This window comes from Brevibacillus sp. MER 51, from assembly GCF_023714195.1.
In the GTDB taxonomy this organism is placed as follows: domain Bacteria; phylum Bacillota; class Bacilli; order Brevibacillales; family Brevibacillaceae; genus Brevibacillus.
In genome coordinates this window covers 68,572-87,808 of the sequence record NZ_JAMAUS010000001.1, presented here as the reverse complement: position 1 = coordinate 87,808, position 19,237 = coordinate 68,572, and the positions used below count along the sequence as shown (strand labels likewise).

The 19,237-nt window shown below is 47.1% G+C and carries 17 protein-coding genes; 3 read left to right on the top strand and 14 right to left on the bottom strand.

Annotation, left to right across the window (positions count from 1 at the left end; genetic code table 11):
* Positions 1 to 144: 144 nt before the first annotated feature.
* The 6 genes from kynA to M3630_RS00350 form a co-directional block, all read right to left on the bottom strand.
* Positions 145 to 1,005: a tryptophan 2,3-dioxygenase gene (gene kynA, locus M3630_RS00375; protein ID WP_251250814.1), complete on the bottom strand. Its 861-nt coding sequence runs from the start codon at positions 1,003 to 1,005 to the stop codon at positions 145 to 147.
* Between the two features lie 80 nt (positions 1,006 to 1,085).
* Entirely contained in the window at positions 1,086 to 2,081 is a 996-nt protein-coding gene (locus M3630_RS00370; RefSeq protein WP_251250813.1) for an aliphatic sulfonate ABC transporter substrate-binding protein, read from the bottom strand.
* Between the two features lie 28 nt (positions 2,082 to 2,109).
* Positions 2,110 to 2,865: an ABC transporter permease gene (locus tag M3630_RS00365; RefSeq protein ID WP_173609313.1), complete on the bottom strand. Its 756-nt coding sequence runs from the start codon at positions 2,863 to 2,865 to the stop codon at positions 2,110 to 2,112.
* Complete coding sequence (locus M3630_RS00360) at positions 2,798 to 3,640, bottom strand: ABC transporter ATP-binding protein (protein WP_173609314.1); 843 nt, start codon at positions 3,638 to 3,640, stop codon at positions 2,798 to 2,800. Before M3630_RS00360 ends, M3630_RS00365 begins: the two co-directional genes overlap by 68 nt.
* Positions 3,641 to 3,809: 169 nt before the next feature.
* Positions 3,810 to 5,294: an amidohydrolase family protein gene (locus M3630_RS00355; RefSeq protein WP_251250812.1), complete on the bottom strand. Its 1,485-nt coding sequence runs from the start codon at positions 5,292 to 5,294 to the stop codon at positions 3,810 to 3,812.
* A gap of 184 nt (positions 5,295 to 5,478) precedes the next feature.
* Positions 5,479 to 6,090, bottom strand: a complete 612-nt coding sequence (locus tag M3630_RS00350) for a DedA family protein (protein WP_173609316.1) — start codon at positions 6,088 to 6,090, stop codon at positions 5,479 to 5,481.
* 254 nt (positions 6,091 to 6,344) lie between these two features.
* Between M3630_RS00350 and M3630_RS00345 the strand changes: the two genes are divergently transcribed.
* Entirely contained in the window at positions 6,345 to 7,172 is an 828-nt protein-coding gene (locus M3630_RS00345) for a hypothetical protein (protein ID WP_251250811.1), read from the top strand.
* 78 nt (positions 7,173 to 7,250) lie between these two features.
* Here M3630_RS00345 and M3630_RS00340 read toward each other — a convergent pair whose 3' ends face one another.
* Positions 7,251 to 7,760: a GNAT family N-acetyltransferase gene (locus tag M3630_RS00340; RefSeq protein ID WP_251250810.1), complete on the bottom strand. Its 510-nt coding sequence runs from the start codon at positions 7,758 to 7,760 to the stop codon at positions 7,251 to 7,253.
* Positions 7,761 to 8,039: 279 nt separating this feature from the next.
* On the opposite strand from M3630_RS00340, the gene M3630_RS00330 reads away from it, so the two are divergent.
* Positions 8,040 to 9,785 (top strand): cysteine desulfurase-like protein, encoded by a 1,746-nt coding sequence (locus M3630_RS00330; protein ID WP_285860065.1) that lies wholly within the window; start codon positions 8,040 to 8,042, stop codon positions 9,783 to 9,785.
* 40 nt (positions 9,786 to 9,825) lie between these two features.
* On the opposite strand, the gene M3630_RS00325 is transcribed toward M3630_RS00330, so the two are convergent.
* The 5 genes from M3630_RS00325 to cyoE form a co-directional block, all read right to left on the bottom strand.
* Positions 9,826 to 11,436 (bottom strand): SagB family peptide dehydrogenase, encoded by a 1,611-nt coding sequence (locus M3630_RS00325; RefSeq protein WP_251250809.1) that lies wholly within the window; start codon positions 11,434 to 11,436, stop codon positions 9,826 to 9,828.
* Between the two features lie 22 nt (positions 11,437 to 11,458).
* Positions 11,459 to 13,399, bottom strand: coding sequence for a TOMM precursor leader peptide-binding protein (locus M3630_RS00320; protein WP_251250808.1), 1,941 nt, complete (start codon positions 13,397 to 13,399; stop codon positions 11,459 to 11,461).
* Positions 13,389 to 15,338: a putative thiazole-containing bacteriocin maturation protein gene (locus M3630_RS00315; protein WP_251250807.1), complete on the bottom strand. Its 1,950-nt coding sequence runs from the start codon at positions 15,336 to 15,338 to the stop codon at positions 13,389 to 13,391. The genes M3630_RS00320 and M3630_RS00315 overlap by 11 nt, the downstream gene beginning before the upstream one ends.
* A 151-nt stretch (positions 15,339 to 15,489) precedes the next feature.
* Entirely contained in the window at positions 15,490 to 15,741 is a 252-nt protein-coding gene (locus M3630_RS00310) for a heterocycloanthracin/sonorensin family bacteriocin (protein ID WP_353057201.1), read from the bottom strand.
* A gap of 180 nt (positions 15,742 to 15,921) precedes the next feature.
* On the bottom strand, positions 15,922 to 16,839 hold the full coding sequence (gene cyoE / locus M3630_RS00305) for a heme o synthase (RefSeq protein ID WP_173609324.1): 918 nt from the start codon (positions 16,837 to 16,839) through the stop codon (positions 15,922 to 15,924).
* Positions 16,840 to 17,019: 180 nt separating this feature from the next.
* Here cyoE and M3630_RS00300 point away from each other — a divergent pair, with 180 nt between their 5' ends.
* A complete protein-coding gene (locus M3630_RS00300; RefSeq protein WP_251250805.1) occupies positions 17,020 to 17,619 on the top strand; it encodes a TetR/AcrR family transcriptional regulator in 600 nt (199 codons plus the stop codon).
* Between the two features lie 13 nt (positions 17,620 to 17,632).
* Here M3630_RS00300 and M3630_RS00295 read toward each other — a convergent pair whose 3' ends face one another.
* Both M3630_RS00295 and M3630_RS00290 read right to left on the bottom strand, forming a co-directional pair.
* Complete coding sequence (locus tag M3630_RS00295; protein WP_251250804.1) at positions 17,633 to 18,829, bottom strand: MFS transporter; 1,197 nt, start codon at positions 18,827 to 18,829, stop codon at positions 17,633 to 17,635.
* A gap of 22 nt (positions 18,830 to 18,851) precedes the next feature.
* Positions 18,852 to 19,226, bottom strand: a complete 375-nt coding sequence (locus M3630_RS00290) for a hypothetical protein (protein WP_173609327.1) — start codon at positions 19,224 to 19,226, stop codon at positions 18,852 to 18,854.
* Positions 19,227 to 19,237: the final 11 nt, after the last annotated feature.

Sequence of the window (19,237 nt, the reverse complement as noted above, 5' to 3'; positions counted from 1 at the left end):
GAAAACATATGTTTGTCAGGAAAAGAAGGGTATTTGTACCCAATATTAGGTAAGATATGTGAAAAAATGTGAAAGGAGTACTACAATCGAAAAAAGCGCCTTGGGTCCCCAAGACGCTTTTCTCGCTTTTTTTGAAGAGTTTTTTTACAACAACGTCCGCAAGCTCCATAGCTCCGGGAAAAAACGGTGATCGAGCGCTCTGCGTAAGTACATGACGCCCGATGACCCTCCGGTTCCCGGCTTTTGGCCTATGATGCGTTCAACTGTCGTCATATGGTTAAAACGCCATTGTTGTTGCTGGCTGGCGATGTCCACCAGCTTCTCTGCCAACTCGTACAGATCCCAATATTGGTTCACATTTCGATACACAGTCAGCCAGGCTTGCTCGACACTCTGATTTGGTTGATATGGCTGTGACCAATCGCGATTCAAACATTCCGGATCAATCGGCAAGCCCCGAACAGCCATCTCCCTGATCGCCGCATCGTAAATGCTTGGCTGCTGCAAGGCCGCACTCATTTTGGCGTGAAGCTCTGGTTGATGCGCATACACCGCCAGGACATGCTGGTTCTTGTATCCTAATGTAAATTCGATGAGTCTGTTTTGGTAAGATTGAAAACCGGACGAATGACCCAGCGTGTCACGGAACTGGAGGTAATCGGCTGGCGTCAATGTAGAAAGGACATCCCACGATTTAATCAATTGCTGCTGGATACGCGAGACTCGCGCGAACATTTTGAAAGCTGGCTCCAGATCGTGATTGCAGATGCATTCGTTTGCTGCTGACAGTTCGTGCAAAATTTGTTTCATCCAAAGCTCACTCACCTGATGAATGATAATAAACAGCATTTCATCATGATGGGTGGATTGACGCTGTTGACTCGACAAGATTTGATCGAGCTGTAAGTAATCGCCGTAGGTCATTTCTTTTTGAAAATCAGTATGAATCTGCGTCTCCAATGAGCTGTCGTTTGGTTGATTACTTCCTTCTTCATGTGGTCTCATCGTGGTATGACCTCCTTTCCCATCTAATTCCTTTCCACCCCTCGAACCTCCTGCTGAATCACCCTCCTTCTCACCCGATTTTATTTCGCTGCTTCCAAATATTTCAAATCAATCAGACCATCGATTTTATTACTCGGAATATAGCCCGCTTCCTGGCTGATATCTGCCATTTCCTGAATAACTTTTTCATTAACCGCTGTTGTTACTTCCAAACGGGAAAAGGCTGCCTGCACTTCTTTTTTGCTCAACTCTTTGCCAGTCAGATTTTTCAGATGCTTGATGATCAGGTCTTGACTTTCTTCGGGATTTTCTTGAATGAATTTGACTGCCTTTTTATGAGCTTGCAGGTAAGCGGTTGCCAATCCTTCTCGTTTCAAAAATTCATCGCTGGCTGCTACTACTGTATTCGTTGATTCTTTCCCCCAAGCGAATTGATCCCAGTCCAAAAGCAATTTTCCTCCCGCCTTATTTTCCAGTACATATCCCCACGGCTCCTGGGTTGCTGCACCGTCAACGGATTTTTGTACGAATAATGCTGCCGTATCTGCCGGAGCCGCCGCATACAGTTCCACATCTCCACCATTCGTCGTCGGTTTGAGGCCAACCTCATTCAGTGCTTTTCTGAGCATGACATCCTGTGTGCTGCCGATTACCGGAATCGCGATTTTTTTGCCTTTTACATCTTTTAGTTCGGTAATATTGGTTGAACCATTCATGACGAGCACAGCTCCGCCATTGACCGCTCCTGAAATCAAACGATAACCGGGATGCTTGACATAAAAGTTCAACAACGGTCCAGGTCCCACTGTCCCTACATCAATTGCTTTTGTTGCCATTGCTTCCATAAATAATCCGCCATTGGCGACCGTTTTGGTTTGAATTTTTACATCCGCACCGAAAGCTTCCTTGAAATAGCCTTTCTCCAGTGCAATGATCGTTGCGCTATGGGTAAGATTCGGGAAATATCCGATCTTTACTTCCTTTTCAGAGGATTCTGCTCCGCCCGTAGAGCACCCGCTCGCAATCCCCATCAATAATAGGGATGCGACAACGGTACTGATCACTTTTTTAAGCATGTGACGACACTCCTTCGCTTTTTTTCTTTTATGAATGGACTCCCCACTTCATCTGAACGTTGCGTTCGATCCGTGAAAAGACAACATTATCGACGACGGTACCGATGATCGCAATAATGATCATGACAGATATCACCAAATCCATTTGTCCAAGGGAACGTCCCATCTCGAGCAGTTGACCGAGACCACCGCCACCCCCGAGCAGCTCACCAGCCATGAGTGCCCGCCAGGAAAATGCCCAAGCGATTCGAAGCCCTGAGATGATCTGTGGTACGGATGCAGGAAGAATGACTGTTCGTACAAAGTGAAAGCCAGTCGAACCGTAAGTTTTGGCTACCCGCTGATATAGCGGCGGGACATTTTTGAAACCACTGGTCGCGTTGACCGTCATCGTCCAGGTCGCCCCAATCGTCACGATGAACAGAATGGAGAAGTCATTTAAGCCAAACCAGATAATCGCAAGCGGGAACCAGACAATGCTCGGGATAGATTGAAGCGCCGTCACGACAAAGCCAAGCGTATCTTCTACGAGTTTGTATCTCCAAATGAAGTAACCCAATATTAGTCCGACGATAATGGCAATGAGAAAGCCCAACAGGATTCGTCCCATGCTTTTTCCAATCGCGGCGGTAATTTGCCCGCTTATCAAGCCATTTACGAGTGTTTCAAAAATCTGGGTCAAGCTGGGAAACATGAACGATGGCAACCCGGATAATTTAGATGTGACTTCCCATATCGCCGCTATCATAGCGATGAAGATGACCCGTCTTAAAGCTGTAGTCATTGCCCATTTCCTCCTTCAGCACCTTTTCTATCTCTTCTTGCAGGATCGACAGCACCTTCTGCTCCGTGTTGACTGTCACACTGTCCGGCATGACTCCATCGCGCATAGCAGGAACCGCAATGATCTCCTTGATTTTTCCGGGACGTGTGGCAAAAACGACGATCCTCTCCGCAAGCAAAACGGCCTCCCGGATATTATGGGTAACGAAAAAAATCGTGACCTTGGTCGTCCGCCAAATCTCAAGCAACTCCTTATGAAGAACCATTCGCGTCTGTTCATCCAGCGCCGAGAAAGGTTCATCCATCAGTAAAATGTCGGGTTCCATGACAAGTGCCCGAGCTATGGCTACACGTTGCTTCATCCCGCCTGAGAGCTGATGGGGATAGGAATGAACATACTTGCTCAAATGGACCATTTTGAGCACTTCCAGCGCCTTTTCGTTGGCTTTCGCTGCAGACATTTTCTTTAACTTGAGTCCGTATGTAACATTTTCCAAAACGGTCAGCCATGGAAATAACCCTGCTTCTTGAAAAACGACGACTCTGTCGGGGCCGGGCTTATTCACTTTGTTGCCAGCAACGTGTATGTCACCGCTGTCCGGTTGATCCAATCCCGCTATCAAGTAGAGCAGCGTCGATTTTCCACAGCCAGAGGGGCCGACAATGGAAACGAAGCTGCCCTTTTCCACTTCCAGATTGATATCATCGAGCACCTTTACTTTTTGTTTCTGTTCATCCACAAAATGTTTCGTAACATTATCAATTGTCAGATACATGACTGCACCTCTTTTTATTCCAACTTAGTCGATGGGGATTATGAATAAATAATGATTAATCCTATCGTTTTTGTCAACTATAATCCAATAAAAAAAGGGAAGGCGGCGGGCACCTTCTCCTATTCAATGCAAGGGCAACACTTTAGGTGCAGCATTAACATTCTCCAAACTACAATTTCGTCGGGTCAAATCTTCTCTCATCCAAATAAGCTCGCGCATGCCCCCAGAAATACTTGCTTGGCTGCATGTAGACTTCCAGGCCTGCCCGCTCGATTGTGCGATTCGCCTCTTCATTCGCTTCCTTGAGAATTTGCTTTTCATCCACAGTCAACACTCGTCGTTCGTCCATAATCAGTTCACCGTCGACAATGACATGGTTCACATCTCCACCGACTGCCTGATAGACAACACGATGGACATGCATGTTTTCGGGATTCAAGTGGGCCTGATGCATATTTACTGTAATGACGTCCGCTTTTTTACCAGCTTCCAGCGACCCCAGCTCATCGTCCCAGCCCACACAGCGCGCCGCGTCAATCGTGACCATTTCCAGCAGCTTGCCCGGCGGGAGGTAGTAATAATCGCGCAACGCCGCTTGTTGCAACAATTGCATTCTGCGCATGGCCTGGAACATGTCAAAAGGAGTCATCGGCGAGGTGCCGTCTGTCGTGATCGCAACAGTCGCTCCCATCTCCAGCAATTCCGTAATCGGGGTACGTGCATTGATTTGACCAAAACCAGGAGAAGCACTCACATTCGTTCCTGTTTCGGCCAAAATTTTCGCCTCGTCAAAAGAAATTCCCCGACAATGCTGCAAGTGTACGTCTGGACCTAAGAGCGCGTACTCTTTGTCTTGAATCGCGAGGTGAATCATGCCTCCAAAAGCATCGGAATGGATGCGCGTGTCGTACTTTTTCGCAATCTCCCTGATTTTCCGCGCTTGGTACCGGTCGAAATCGGTTAAGCCAAACAATTGGTCAGCTGGTGTCGGATAAGACGGATTGACAGAGGTCACGATGACAAAGGGAGTTATGTATGCTCTCGTTTTATCGTTGTTCGTATGATTCAGGGCTTCGATCACTGCTTCTGCTCCAGCGAGAACCTGCTCATAGGTGACTTCCTTCGTTACTTTTTGTCCATCGACCCAGCGGCTGAAAGGATGCGGCCACGGTGGGTTGCATGGACCTGTCGCTACGATTACGCGAACACCCACCTCGTTGTACGCTTTGGCGTGATTCAAGGCAAAAATCGGATCATCCGAGCGCGGCATCGAGCCGAGTACGCTAACACCTGTCGTAATCCCAGCTTTAAGCCTCTCCAGTGCCGACAACTTGCCCTCGTAGTACCAAAAATCGTCTGTCACGTAGTGCTTATACGTGTTGGTCATGATTGGCATCCAGTCGTTGATATTGTCCGTCGCAATCGTTTTGAACAACGAATGTCCGCCATGACCATGTGCGTCAACGAAGCCTGGGAGTATACAATGATGCGCGCAGTCGATTACCTTTTGCGCGGGATACTTGTCTAGTAGATGTGGAGTGTCGCCCACCTCTACAATTCTTCCTTTATCAATGGCGACTGCCCCGTCCTGTAATACCCGACGGTCTTTGTCCATGGTAATGACTACGCCGTTTACGAGTAACAAATCGATCAAGTTGCATCTCCTCCAGCCTCAAGAATAAGGGCGGTGCCCATGTCACCTGCTCCCCCTTCTCTCACCTTAGCGCAATTAAGGCGCTTTGTATTTGCAAGAAAATTACGACTTTTTACAATATGTTTACCTCTTGGTTCCAAATGGAAAAACCACCTTCCCTTGAAGGAAAGATGGTTGGAAGGTTCTAGGCATCCACTTTTCGTTTGCGGAGGAAAACAATGAGGAACGCTATCCCCGCGAATGCGAGTACAACATAAACGACATTGGAGTAGAGATCGAAATAGTACAGAATGTCTTCCCATGATTCCCCCAATAAGTGACCTGCCACCACAAGGACGATGTTCCAAATAAACGTACCAAGTGTTGTAAACAACAAAAACAGAGGGAAGTTCATTTTGGTCATACCAGCAGGAATGGAAATCAGGCTTCTGATCAATGGAACCATGCGGCAAAAAAAGATCGTCCAGTACCCGTATCGGTCGAACCATTCATTTGCTTTATGGATATCTGCCGGTTTAATGCGCAGAATATGTCCCCATCTCTCTACGATCTTCTCTATTTTCTTGACATCCAGGTAATAACCGATTCCATAGAGTATGATTGCCCCGATCACAGAACCGATTGTAGCTGACAAGATTACGCCAAAAACCGTTAAGGATGATTGCGTCGTCATAAATCCACCGAACGTCAAGATCACCTCAGAAGGTATGGGCGGAAATATGTTTTCCAGTGCCATCATGAGCAAGATACCGAAGTAACTATATTGTTCAATAATTTGGGTCATCCAGTTCTGCATGCTATCCCTCACAATTATTTACCAATGCTTATCTCTCCAGTATAGAGACACGCGTTGCATAGTTCAATGAAAAGCGATAATCTTTTCCTTTATTTCAATACGAAAGAAGGAAGTCTTGGGTTACCTTTCCTTTGAAAATTTTCATTTAAAATATTCCCGAGCAAAAAACATTGCAAAGGGAGGTAATATATGGAATATTAAGAAGGTGCCTCCATGCACATTTTTCAAAAACGAATCGTGAGGAGGTGAACTGTGTGTTTCGCAAGATTGTCTATTCACTCGTATGCTTTTTGTTGGTTATGACTGCTGGCGCCGTGAATGTAAACGCGGCTGTACCAAAAGCAACCGGCATGTTTTTCATTGACAAACCATTTAAGAAAGAAGGACTTCGGTTTCAAGTAACCGTTACCGAAATCGACAATCCTAAATACGACTCACCAATGTACCACGTAAATACGATTGTCACGAATATTTCGCGGAAGCCAATTACCTACACGACTGGTCATTGCTATGGTGTAACAAATCAACTAGAAGCGTTTGCCTCTGGAGACTCTTGGGAGCTTCCCTACCCTGAAGACGAACCTGCCTGTACCCCGGACATCAAGGAAAAAACCTTAAAGCCCGGGAGAACATTCGAGCAAGATGAATATTTCCGAACAGACGAACTGCCGAGTGATCTAACGCCAGACTATTTTCAGTTAAACTCTTACGTACACATCCTCATAGGACCTGAAGATAAGGAACGCAAAGAGGAAATCGTAAAGATGCAGACGAAATTTCTTCCAGAGCTGGCTCTCCATCCAGATGAGATTGAGCTCCATGCTGAATCAAGTGAGCTCCCTAAATCGTATTACCAAATCGAAGTGACAGGGAAAGTCTCGAATAAAGAAATCAAGCGCGTAACCATTCAAGTCTTCAATACGGTCATTACGTTGCGAATCGACTCGAAGTCAGGAGAGTTCTCCACGAAGAAAAAAGTAAAAGCAAAAGGCCCGTCCCTTCAATCAGGTATACTCGAAGTAACGTATAAAGATGGTACGAAACATATCTACAACGTTCCCATAGAAAATTCCAGCAACTGATGTTCTCCACGAAAAAAAGGACTGCCATGTGTGCGTCCTTTTTTTCGTGTGAAACTCTGATTCTATTCAGGAGTACTATTATTTCTGCCTACACCAGTAAATCATTGCTTCGTCCCTCTTAATTTCTGAAAAGCCCAGCTTGACTAATAATTTTGCGGAATCTATGTTAGCTAGCAAGCACCTTGCCGTAATCATTTTCACATCTGGCTGCAACAGCGCCCAATCCGTCAAGCCTTCAGCCGCCTCGTGCGCGTAGCCTTTTTTTCGCTCGGCTTCAACAATTCCATAGCCGATGTCCACTTCTCCTTCGGGATTCGGGACTCCTTTGAATCCTACATCACCGATGATCTTCCTGCCATCTTTTGTAATGATCATCCACGATTCAAATCCAGTTGGTTCCCCTGTGCGTTCGAGTGCCTTGATGATTTTGGGTATGGTTTCCATCGCATCCGCATCAGGCCAGCCTTCGCCTAATGTAAGCCCCATAGCCAATAACTCTTCGTAATTTTCATGCAAAATATTCGTCGCTATTCTATGTGTAAATGGAATCAATTTGAGCCGTTGTGTATGAATGCTTTTTTCATTCATGGACAGGTACCCCTTCCTCTTTCCTTTATTATCGGTGAAAATATTTACGTTGGATTTACTCGACATATGTCTTTTCAGAAAGGGTCTATTCCTACACCTCTGCTTCTCTTTCCATACTCCGATAATAAGAATCACTCGGGTACCACAATTATAGCATAATTTTCCAACACTCTTTCTGAGAACGAATAGAATATTGATTAATTGGAATTTTTTTCGAATAATGAGAGATAACGAATGATGATAGACACAACGGACATCCAGTCGATAAGGAGTGAAAAAATGTCTACAACGCTAAACACTGCGCTTGTCCGCATTCAGCCCTGGGCGGATCACGATCTTTCCTTGCTGCGTCTTTTGAATGCGCCAGCCATGATGGAGCATCTTGGAGGCCCGGAGACGGAGGAACAGCTCCTTGCTCGGCACGAACGATACGTCAATAAAGACGGACAGCTTACCAGCAAGATGTTCAGCATCGTTCTGCTTCCAGATCACACCCCTGTCGGAAGCATCGGCTATTGGGACCGCGTCTGGCAAGGAGAAAACGTATACGAAGTAGGCTGGAGCGTCCTGCCCCCTTATCAAGGAAAAGGGATAGCCTCAGCGGCTTTAGCCTCACTCATCGCACGCATCAACCAAGAACAGAGACACAAGTTTATTCATGCCTTCCCCTCCGTGGACAATCCTGCCTCGAATGCCATTTGCCGAAAGCTCGGTTTCACTCTGCAATCAGAATGCACCTTTGAATACCCTCCTGGAAGTTTTATGCGCTCGAATGATTGGCGATTAGAAGTTACATCAGGACATTTCCCCATTGAAAAAGTCCGAGAGCAATTCCCCGCACTACAACGAACGTACAAAGGCAAGCCAGTTGTTTATCTGGATGGTCCAGGCGGCTCGCAAGTCGTAAAATCCTCCATGGACGCGATCTATCACTATATGGCGAACGGTGGAGCGAATTTACATGGCTCCTTTCCAACGAGCAAGGAGACAGAAGCCATTCTGGCAGATGCCAAGCAAGCCGTAGCCGATCTCTTCCACGTAAGGCCGCTAGAGGTTGCCTTCGGTGCGAATATGACCACCCTGACCTTTGCGATTGCTCGCGCATTAGGTCGGCATTGGAAAGAAGGGGATGAGATCATCGTCTCCGAGATGGATCACCGCGCCAATGTAGACCCGTGGCTGACCGTTGCCGCTGATCGCGGAATGATCGTTCGGTGGTTGAAGGTGAACAAAGAGACACTTACGTTACAACTAGATGAACTCGATACCCTCCTTACTTCCAGAACCAGACTTTTGGCAGTCGGGCTTGCTTCCAATGCTGTCGGAACGATCCATGATCTCGCTGCCATTTCGCAAAAAGCACGCGCAAAAGGAGTCGTTGTTGCTGTCGACGCCGTGCATGCGGCCCCTCACTTCTCCATCCATCGTGACGAGATTGGAGCCGATATCCTGCTCTGTTCCGCTTACAAATTTTTTGGTCCACATGTCGGAATCGCTGTCATCCGCAAAGAAATTTTTGAAGCACTCGATGTTTACAAATTGGTTCCCGCTCCTTCTTCTTATCCAGATAAACTGGAGACCGGAACACAAAATCATGAAGGAATCGCAGGAATCAGACCCGCTATCGAATTTGTTGCATCACTTGGTCTCGGTGATAACTTCCCAGAAAAAATCCGCTCAGGTTACGAGGTAATCGAAGCTTATGAAAATCAGCTGGCAGAAAAGCTGCGAAAAGAACTAGGTGCAATGAAGGATGTCACCATTTATCAAGCAGGTGAAGATGTACCGAAAACACCGACGATCGCTTTTCGGATCGAAGGGTTTTCTCCGCAAGAAGTATGTGAGCGATTGTGTGAGGAGCATAGCATATTCGTTGCGGATGGGGACTTTTATGCGACAACACTCGCCAATTGTTTGGGAATCAATGAAAGTGGCGGCTGGATACGAGCGGGGCTGGCACCGTACAATACTCACGAGGAAATGGACCGTTTCATTCAAGGTATCAAAGCCATTATACGAGCATAATACAAGACCCGGGTCAACGAGACTCGGGTCTTCCGCGTTTTTATCCATGAAGCCCGGTCTGAAATCTGGCGCGGGGGCGATAGTGCCCGACCGGAATTTGAATCAAGCAGGTTTTCTCTTCGGTCTCTAGCTTGTAAAGATCATCGCAATTCTCCACGTCAAATCCGAGTAGCGGATGACCACCCATTCCACACGTGAACGCTGCCAAAAGCAAGTGATGCACGACGATTCCCGCCTCCATCTGCTGAATGCGATACCCTCGATAACCCAACTCATTGATCAGATGATCACGTTTCCCCGCCACATGAAAGCAGAGCGGCACTTGATACAAATTTACGTTGTCCAGGGTCATCCCGTCTTGAAGGCGTGCTCGTAAATCTCCATATACAATCGGATAAAGCGCGTGCTCCCGTGGTTCGTATGCATATGCCCCATCTTGCATCCCCTCTACCTGATGAATGCTTACATAGAGAGAAAGCCTTCTACACGCTGCTTCCTGATTATTTCCCAAATCATTGCCATACGATAGAGCACTCATCGTCATTTCCATGATACACGCTGCCTGATTCAGGTCTGTTTTCCTCCTGACAAAATCCATTTCCGCTGAAAAACGCTCCCGACAATATTGCGCCAGATCATAGCTTGGTTTCTGCAAACGCGGGAGAAGGATTCGCTCATCAAAATGACGAGGCCACTTGCTTTCCAACTGATCCGAATATCGTCTAAATGCATAGGTAGATGCCTGCATGGCAGCTTCATTCATTTGCAGAAGTGCAGGATATTGCCTCATTCTTTTTGATCGCATCACGTGCACATGCTTTTGCTCAGGCAGTTCTCTGATTAGCTCGCTTGCTGTCTCTTCCTCTTCTCGTTCTGTCCATTGTGCCGGTGAGTGCGAATACCTCCCCCCTTCTGTTTGAAGCGATAAGGGGACTACGGCGTAGACACTCTCTTGATCGGCAGACAATCCTAGCAGTGTATTCAACGCTCTATCCAGGAACTGGTAGTGTACCGCAGTCGTCACGCCGAGCTGGCTTGCCATTTCCTGCAATTGCCCAAGCAGTACACCAGCATCGAGGCCCTGCAATCGATAAGAAAACTCATCGTACTTAAAAAAGTTCTTCCAAAAATAGATGGATACGAAAGCAACTCCAAAGCATGCATGTACCGGACAACTGCCACCAAGCGCTCGGCTAAGGACGTGATCAAAATTCCCTTCGCGCAATTGTACGAGTCTGTGATGAGCCACATCGTAGTGGTATAGACCTGGAGGAATACTCGATAGCTTCACATACACGTACAGCTCACTCGGATAGAGCCCTCCCCCAGATGGAACAGGTCTTCGATTCGTTACAAGCGGCCAAAACGACTCAGATTCTGCATCTGCCGAAGGCGTGGTTACCAACGATTGGCTGATTTGAATCAGTCCGTAGCTATACCATAACCAAGCGCCCAATTGAGGAAGAGACATTTCTTGTGAAACCGTTTGATCTACAAGTGAAAAAGGAATATCTTCTGGCAATGGAATGACAGGTAGCCCCCTGTACACTTTGTATGTAAGTGGCGCATCCCCCCAATCCACTTCACTATCACTTGACCTGGCGTTTTCTGTATCAAAATGAAGGCGGTACAAGAAATTTTCGAGGCTCATCCGGCTCACTCCCAGATGCATGTTATGGAAACGGATGCGGAAAAGGATTCAACTCGTCTACACGCAGTGGTTGTTTCGCGTAACCCAGTTTCACAGGGACCTCCAATACTCTTTTCAATCCCGTTACTCGCGTGAGATGATGGCCAAAAGTCATCGGAAGCATGCCAGGAATCAATACACGCACGCAAGATAAGCCGTGGCGCCCTACCTCTGGTGTCGTTTGATCCACCACAATGACATCGAGATCTACCTTTTGGAACACACCGAGCAACTCCCGCAAATCGTCTGTTAGATCACGATTTTGGTTTCTTCTAGGAAAGCGTTCAGCGAATGACACCATCGGACGTGAATCATCTATAAGAAAGGATAAGCGCTCCGCTGCTTCCGGCAAGCTGTAAAGCATCGCATGATCGTCCATCTTTTTCACCAAGGACGAATCATGGAGCATACACAAGTATTTGTCTCGGTTTGCTTCGTACTTGTCTGTCAAGGTCATGAGCATGGCAGCCGTTTCGAAAATGGAGCTTTTTACCGCGCGGATAGGGTCTGGATGCGCTCCTGCTGCACAAATAAGGTGCAGGCCTTCCACTCCACGGTTTTTCGCAATCGTCCATACAGCAGGAATTCCATTTTCCATGGTCGCATCGAACAAGTACAAATCGTAATTGGTAACGGTCTGCATCCGATCGATCAACAGAAGCAATTCCCGATCATTGACCGTAGCGGGATCGAGTCGCGGCAATGGCAATTTGGCATACCAGGTCAACAAAAAAGCATCTCGCTCCACCACTTCGAGGATGCCGTAAAAAATCGCCTCCTCCAAACTGCCACCTAATGCACAGCCATTGGAGGTCTCAAATACAACTCCCTCCCCGAATCCCATACTATAGTAGGCCATGAGTTCTGGTACAAGAATGGGTCGCTCTTCTTTAAAAGAATACCCCCATACCCAGTTCATTTCCCGCTTGGGATCAAACGGCTGAAACGGAAAATCAGGCAGGGCATACTGCTCTTCTGAATGGGTTCCCGCCGTCGTCGGGTCAAGGGCATTCGGTGCAAGGTTTGCGTAGCAGTCGCGTACCATCGTCCTCTTACCACGAGGCATCAGCCCGCAATATCTTTCCATTCCTTCCAGAATCGCCGTTATCTCACTATCCGCGTATGAAACAGATCTTCCTGCCGTACCCTCGTCATGCGAAAATAACGGCAGATTGACACTAACATCTGCGAACACAGAGACAAGATCACGCATTTTCCCATTCAAAAACCCAGTACGGGAATCCAAATATTCGGTGGAAAGTGCTTGTTTCAACTCGGCAATGGGTTTGGTCCGATAGCTGTCCGGGCTTTGTTTTACGATAGGCTTCAAACGTATCCTCGCCTGCTCTTCGGAATCCTCAGGTAACTGACTGCATACCGGACATAACGGATTCGGCAAAAAGAAGTGACGCGTGCTTGTCAATGTTTGCAAATCAATGAACTGGATATGCTCTGAAAACTGGGCTTGCCTGCCGTTTCCTATACGGTCAACTTCTGCACTTACATGGTATGCCACCTGTAACAATCCTGAACGGGATGCCCACGGGTCACGGGGTATGCCACCTTTTTCACTCAGTATGTGCTGTACCTTCCACATCTCTTTGCGATCGCGTCCCGCCATCAGTCGCCGCATATCTGCACACTGGGAGCAGCCTGTTTGACCTGGACGAACCAACGGGCCTACGATGGCCTCCCCGAATGAAACAAAGCCGCGTAGCCATGGGATATTTGTTTGCCGAAAATGTTTTTCTGCCTGCAAATGCAAGGCAGGATGGTACGTATCGTGTAACAGGAGAGCCAAATCAGCTCGACTTGTCGCCGACTCCATGTTTTCACTGTGCCACACACGATAGTCCTTCCTCAAACGTTCCGAAACCAGCTCTGCCAGTACTCCGTCTCCGATAAGCAAAATATCAGATGTCATTGGGCACCTCCCTCGAAAGCTGCAGTGCGAATACACCGCCAAGGTCTTCTTCCAGGAAAGGCTCTATCGCGGCATTCATGACTAGCGGAGTAAGGTGATGAAGGGCCAGCACCTCGAGAGCTTGTATCCATACTGCTCTTTCCGATTCTTCCTGAACGCTGTTGAGTGCAAGCTCGATGGCTTCACCCGTTAATCCAACAGATTGCGCTGTCAGGACATACTTAGAGACTTGATTGGATGGAGTCTGAATCTGTTGCAAGGCAAACATCAGCGCTGATCGCAATGCATCTCGCTCCTGCAAGCCAATACTTCCGTACCAACCCGCGAGCGTTCCCACCCAATACACCGGAAATCCGCACACCTCATACCCCTTAGCAATTATTGGTTTTTCACCCAACGTAGTAAATGACCGGACATAAAATTGGCATGGTTCATCAGCAATCGTATCAACGCGTACTGGTCGTCCTGTCGGTTGTCTCCCTTTCATTTCTGATGCATACATGATCGTCAAGCAATGTCGAAGTGCACGATTAAGTCCTTCTGCTGGCGTTTCCCCTGCGCCGACTCCGATATTGCCATTTCCTACAGCTCGGAAAGCAGCGTCTGTGGTTGCAAGGTGGTTCACCAATCTTCCAACGTACTTTTCTACCCCAAGAAGCCCCGCTTCTCTACGTGCCTCTTCATGGGTATAACCAGGGCAGACGACTGGCGACATCAGCTCCGCCGGGCCTTCTGAGACAGGATCGACAGCTGTAACCATACACTGTGTGAGCGGTAACTGGATGAGCTCACCCTCTTCCCAGCTGTGAAAAATTCCTGTATCCGATGAGGTCCACGACTGAAACACAGACTGTAGTCCTTCCTTTGGTTCTGTCTTATCGGCTAGTCGAGATTCAAGCTCCTTTCTATCCAATATCTCCAGGCACATCTCTTTATTCACCATCGGATGGGGCAGGAATGATCGCCAGCTTCCTTCCAATGTCTCCAAATTCAGAACATACACCTTGTTTTCATTCTGCGCTTCATTGACACCAGTCACATGTTTAAACCATTCGAACACTGCAATATTCGCCAGCATCGCAGCTGCCGTCATTGAAAATGGATGTTGATCGGGATCCGCACATAAAGTCTGTCGGTGCAAACGACGCCAAGCCGATTCTAGGCAAGCGGCTGATTCGGGATGAATCAGCGGTCCAGCTATTCCTTTTTGCATCAGACAAACGGCAGGAACAAATACTTTCTGCCTCTCTCTGCATGCGGAATGAATGACGCTCATTTCATCCTTGCTTACTTGTGCTGAGGTGTACAAAACAGCAGCGAAAGGCTCAATAGCCTTTGACCACTCTGCAATGCCCCACGACGCTGGTTTCAGCTCCTCCAGCTTGACTTGCGCGTCTTTCCTGCGAGCATGCTCGATGATGGCGTCTAATCGCCCGCGATTCGTAGGAGCTTCGTTCGTGATGACGTAATGGAATTGAACGCAGCCTGATTCTAGCAAGGCGTGGGCAACAGAAAGGAGAAAGGAACCTGCCCCAATGATTAGTACCTTTTCCGTTCGATATTTTTGAAATAGATATCCACCCGATCCGCCAAACTGGTCCAAAAATTCAATCTGTTCTGCATAGGCCGACATGATTTCAGGCGATAGTTCATGTGGCTTCTCTCGACTGATGTCTTGAAGAAATCCATTTTGTAAAAGCGTGTCTGCCACTTGGTATATTTGTTGCTGGTATTCTTCCGGCAAATCGTCAGTCAATTGGGCCAGCGTGTACTCCCCATTAAACATCGGCATGAGCTGGTCAACCCATCGATCAATCATATCCCCCTTCATTCGAAATGTTCCGATGTTGTTCCGAAAGTATACACTCCCATCTGAATCAGGCAGATAAACCGTATCCCGCTTCACTTTTATGCGCATTGAAGGATTCAGCCTAACCATTCTCCTCCCCCTTTTTATGCGAGATCAGCCCTTTTGCGACATGATGTGTCATCGTCATTTTATGTAGAACACGTTGTCTCACATGCCAGCTGGAAAAACAAAACCCCTGCCAAGAACGTCATCCTGGCAGGGCGCTTCATTCGGTTTATCGTTATACGATAAAGCATGGGAAGAAGCAAGTGCAGGTGCATGTGCAGAAGCATGAACAGCTACAGGAGCAGAAGCAGGAACAACTGCAACTACAACTACAACGCCCGCAGCGGCCACAACCGCATCTACCACATCCACATCGGCTACGAACAAGCGTCGCTTCATTCATTTTTTGTTTGTCCCAACGCTGTACGTGATCCGATTTTATTTCGGAAGCCTTTAGTTTTTTTAGCTCTTTTTTGAAATCATCCATTCATCTTCACCTCCGCCACTTCATGGAGCTACTCTAGATTTATGAAGTGACATTAGGTATTCGTTCCATGATCATGCGCCCATTTTTGGTTTAACTTGAGAAGATCCAGCTATGCCACAAGATTCCCAGACAAAAAAAGAAGCCGCCCTCTAAGTGAAGGCAGCTTGGATGATCACTGATTTACAGTTTGAAGATAATGCCCATCAGTGAATAAATAATCACCGTCGAGAACAGCACCGTCATATGAATCAGCGAATAAATAAACATCGTTTTCGACCATTTTTGTGAATCCATTTTCCGGTATCCAAAAACACTCAGAACCAGCCATAAAATATTCAGGAGCAGGGCCATAAACGTAAGACCAACGCTTAATGACCAAAATAAAAAACTACTAGCAATTAAGATAACCAAATAAACATTGGTTTGAATGTAGGTACGTCTTGCACCTTTGACCACGGGCAACATTGGAACCCCAGCCGCCTTGTATTCATCATGCTTGCGAATCGCGATCGCATAGAAGTGAGGCATTTGCCAAATGACCATGATGATAAAGAGACCAAGGATAGCAGGATGCGTAATATCCGGGTGAATGGCAGCCCAACCGATGAGCGGGGGCATTGCGCCAGAAATACTCCCTACCTCCGTGTTGTAAACCGTTCTTCTTTTGGTCCACATCGTATAAGGCACGACATAAAAAAACAGTCCGAGAAAACCCATGATAGCAGCCAACGGTGATGCCAAGACGAGAGCCACCAAGCCAAAAATCGTCATCAGGGATGCTAGCCATAAAACGGTCTTCGTTGATATATCGCCTGTTACCGTAGGTCTGTTCTTCGTCCGCTCCATGACAGAATCGATATCGCGATCATATACGTTATTAAATGCACCCGCTGCGCCCATGATTAAAATAGAGCCGATTGTAGCGAATAAGATTTCTGGCAGCTTGTCAATTAGACTGAAGTGATACGTATATAAAGCCAATGTTAATCCGGCAAACATCGGAATCAGATTCGATTTGATAATTCCCGTCTTAACCGTTTGCGCCAAAATATTGGACATAGGCCGATTCCGCGTTGCAACGTTTTCTTCCCTCTGCATTCGTACACTGTCCCCTCTTACTAGATGATCTATCTCTATCGTACTCCAAAATAGCATGACATAGTAGACGGTTAAATCCTACAAAACTGCCATTTGCATCTTACATACCAATAAGGATTTAAATACTATATGGAATGTTAATTCTATATGGTATGCTTGTCAAGAGAAGGAGGCGGACGAATGAACAGACGCAGATTAACCCAAGCAGAGCGTAAACAGGAAACACGGCAATTGCTCATTGACGCAGCTATCGAGACCTTTGCTCAGTTAGGCTTCCACGGGGCTTCCGTTGATAAAATCGCAGACCATGCTGGCTTTACCAAAGGAGCTGTTTATGCTCATTTTCAGTCCAAAGAAGATCTCTTTCTCGCTATTTTGGAAGGTCAGATGCAATTACATGTGTCGAATATCCATCACGTAATTCATCACCAGCCATCATTATCGCATTTTATAGAAGCCATGGACGCCTATTTTATGTCCGTTCAGCAACAAAATCGTACATGGAACATGCTGAACCTGGAATTTTTGCTTTATGCCATGCGCGAAGAGTCTGTTCGAAAGCGATGGTCGAACATGATCATCGAGTCGGTACAGCATCTTTCCCAAGCCATTCAGACATTGATGCCAAAAGAAAGTGACTCTACTCTATCCGCGGATGAAATGGCATGGACGATTCTTGCTTTAGAAAATGGCATGGCTATCTTTTATTACATGAACAGCGACCAGATGCCCCTGTCTTTATACGGAAAAGCTTTGCAAAACATGCTATCGACAAAATAGCGAGTGCCTCATGCTAGATTGTTTCTGACTGGACAGTCCGTTGTTTCATGATTCGATTGACTCTCTCAGAACCATATAGCATGAACGCAATGTAGAAGGCTATAAAAAACGGTAAAATAGAAACGGTCGTCTGTGCAGCAAGCCAACCTAGCAACGGAGGTAGAAACGTGGCCCCCGTGTACGCAACTGCCATCTGATAGCCCATCAGCTTTTGCGTTTGCTCTTTCCCAAAGCGTTCTGGGGTATCGTGCAGCATACAGGGATAAATCGGAGCGAAGCCTAACCCGAGCAACAGAAAACCGATTAGCGAACAGAAGATTGGTAATGGCAACATCAACAGCGCTGCCCCAGCGAATGATATGAGAAGTCCACTGCGAATCAGGACGCGGTTGCTCACTTTGAAGGTAACAAAGCCCGTGATAAATCGCCCCACAGTAATGCCACCGTAATACATGGCTACCCACACCGCTGCCGCAGCCGCAGGTAGCTCTTTTACATTTACCAAAAAGCTACTCCCCCATAATCCCACAGATGCTTCAGCCCCACAGTAGAACAGAAAGGTTAGCAAAGTCAGCTTGACGCCTTTTATCCGTAAAGGTTGCTCGCTCAGCCCATGAGACTGCTGAACATGTGGCTCTTTGGCAGCATGATTCTGTATGTTTTCCGTCCGTTTCCACAAAGGAAGCGTAAACGCTAGAAGCACGACTAACGCAAATTGTATGAGCGAAACAGTCAAGTATCCATTCCGCCATAAACCATAATCGCGCATAAATCCAGACATGATAATAGGGCCAAGTGTAGCACCCACACCCCAGAAGCAATGCAGCCAGCTCATATGATGCGCTTGATAATGCGTGGCGACATAATGATTCAAGGCAGCATCCACAGAGCCGGCACCGAGTCCCAGCGGCAATGCCAATACCATCAACCATAAAATCGAAGGGGCAAAAGAAAATCCGAGCAAGGCTGCTGCCGTCATCAAACAACTGATCAGCGTGATCCGTCCTGTTCCCAATCGTTTTAATAATGCACCGCTCATCAAGCTAGATACGATCGTTCCAGACGCAATCACAATGTTAATCACACCAGCCATACCAAATGCCGCCCCATATTCTGCTTGCATGACCGGCCAAGCTGCCCCCAGTAATGAATCGGGAAGGCCCAAGCTGACAAACGACAAGTAAATCATGATCAAAAAGAATGTTGCCACGATCCCCCGCCCCCTGCTCGTTTTACATTCTTACAGTGAGTCTGTTCAGCAATTTCTCTCCCTCTGTTTTGAATCGCTTGTTCCTTTCAAGAAATTCGTTCACTTCATGTAATTGGGCTGGCCGGTAGCCTGGACCACCACAGCCACAAGAATGATAGGTAAACCCATGCTGATAGAGGATTTCAACCTTTTTCCACTGCTTCACATCCGTTTGCTTCGGAGCCTTGAAATCATGCCCCATCTCCTTCATTCCCTCACCACATTGCGGACAGCTATGCTTGATCTTGTTCCATTCTTCCTCCGTCATCTCATACTTGGAGGTTTGCTTGAACACTTTTCGGCAAGGGAAACAGGCGTATATTTGTTTATACGGACCATACATCCCATATCGACACATGATGATCAACC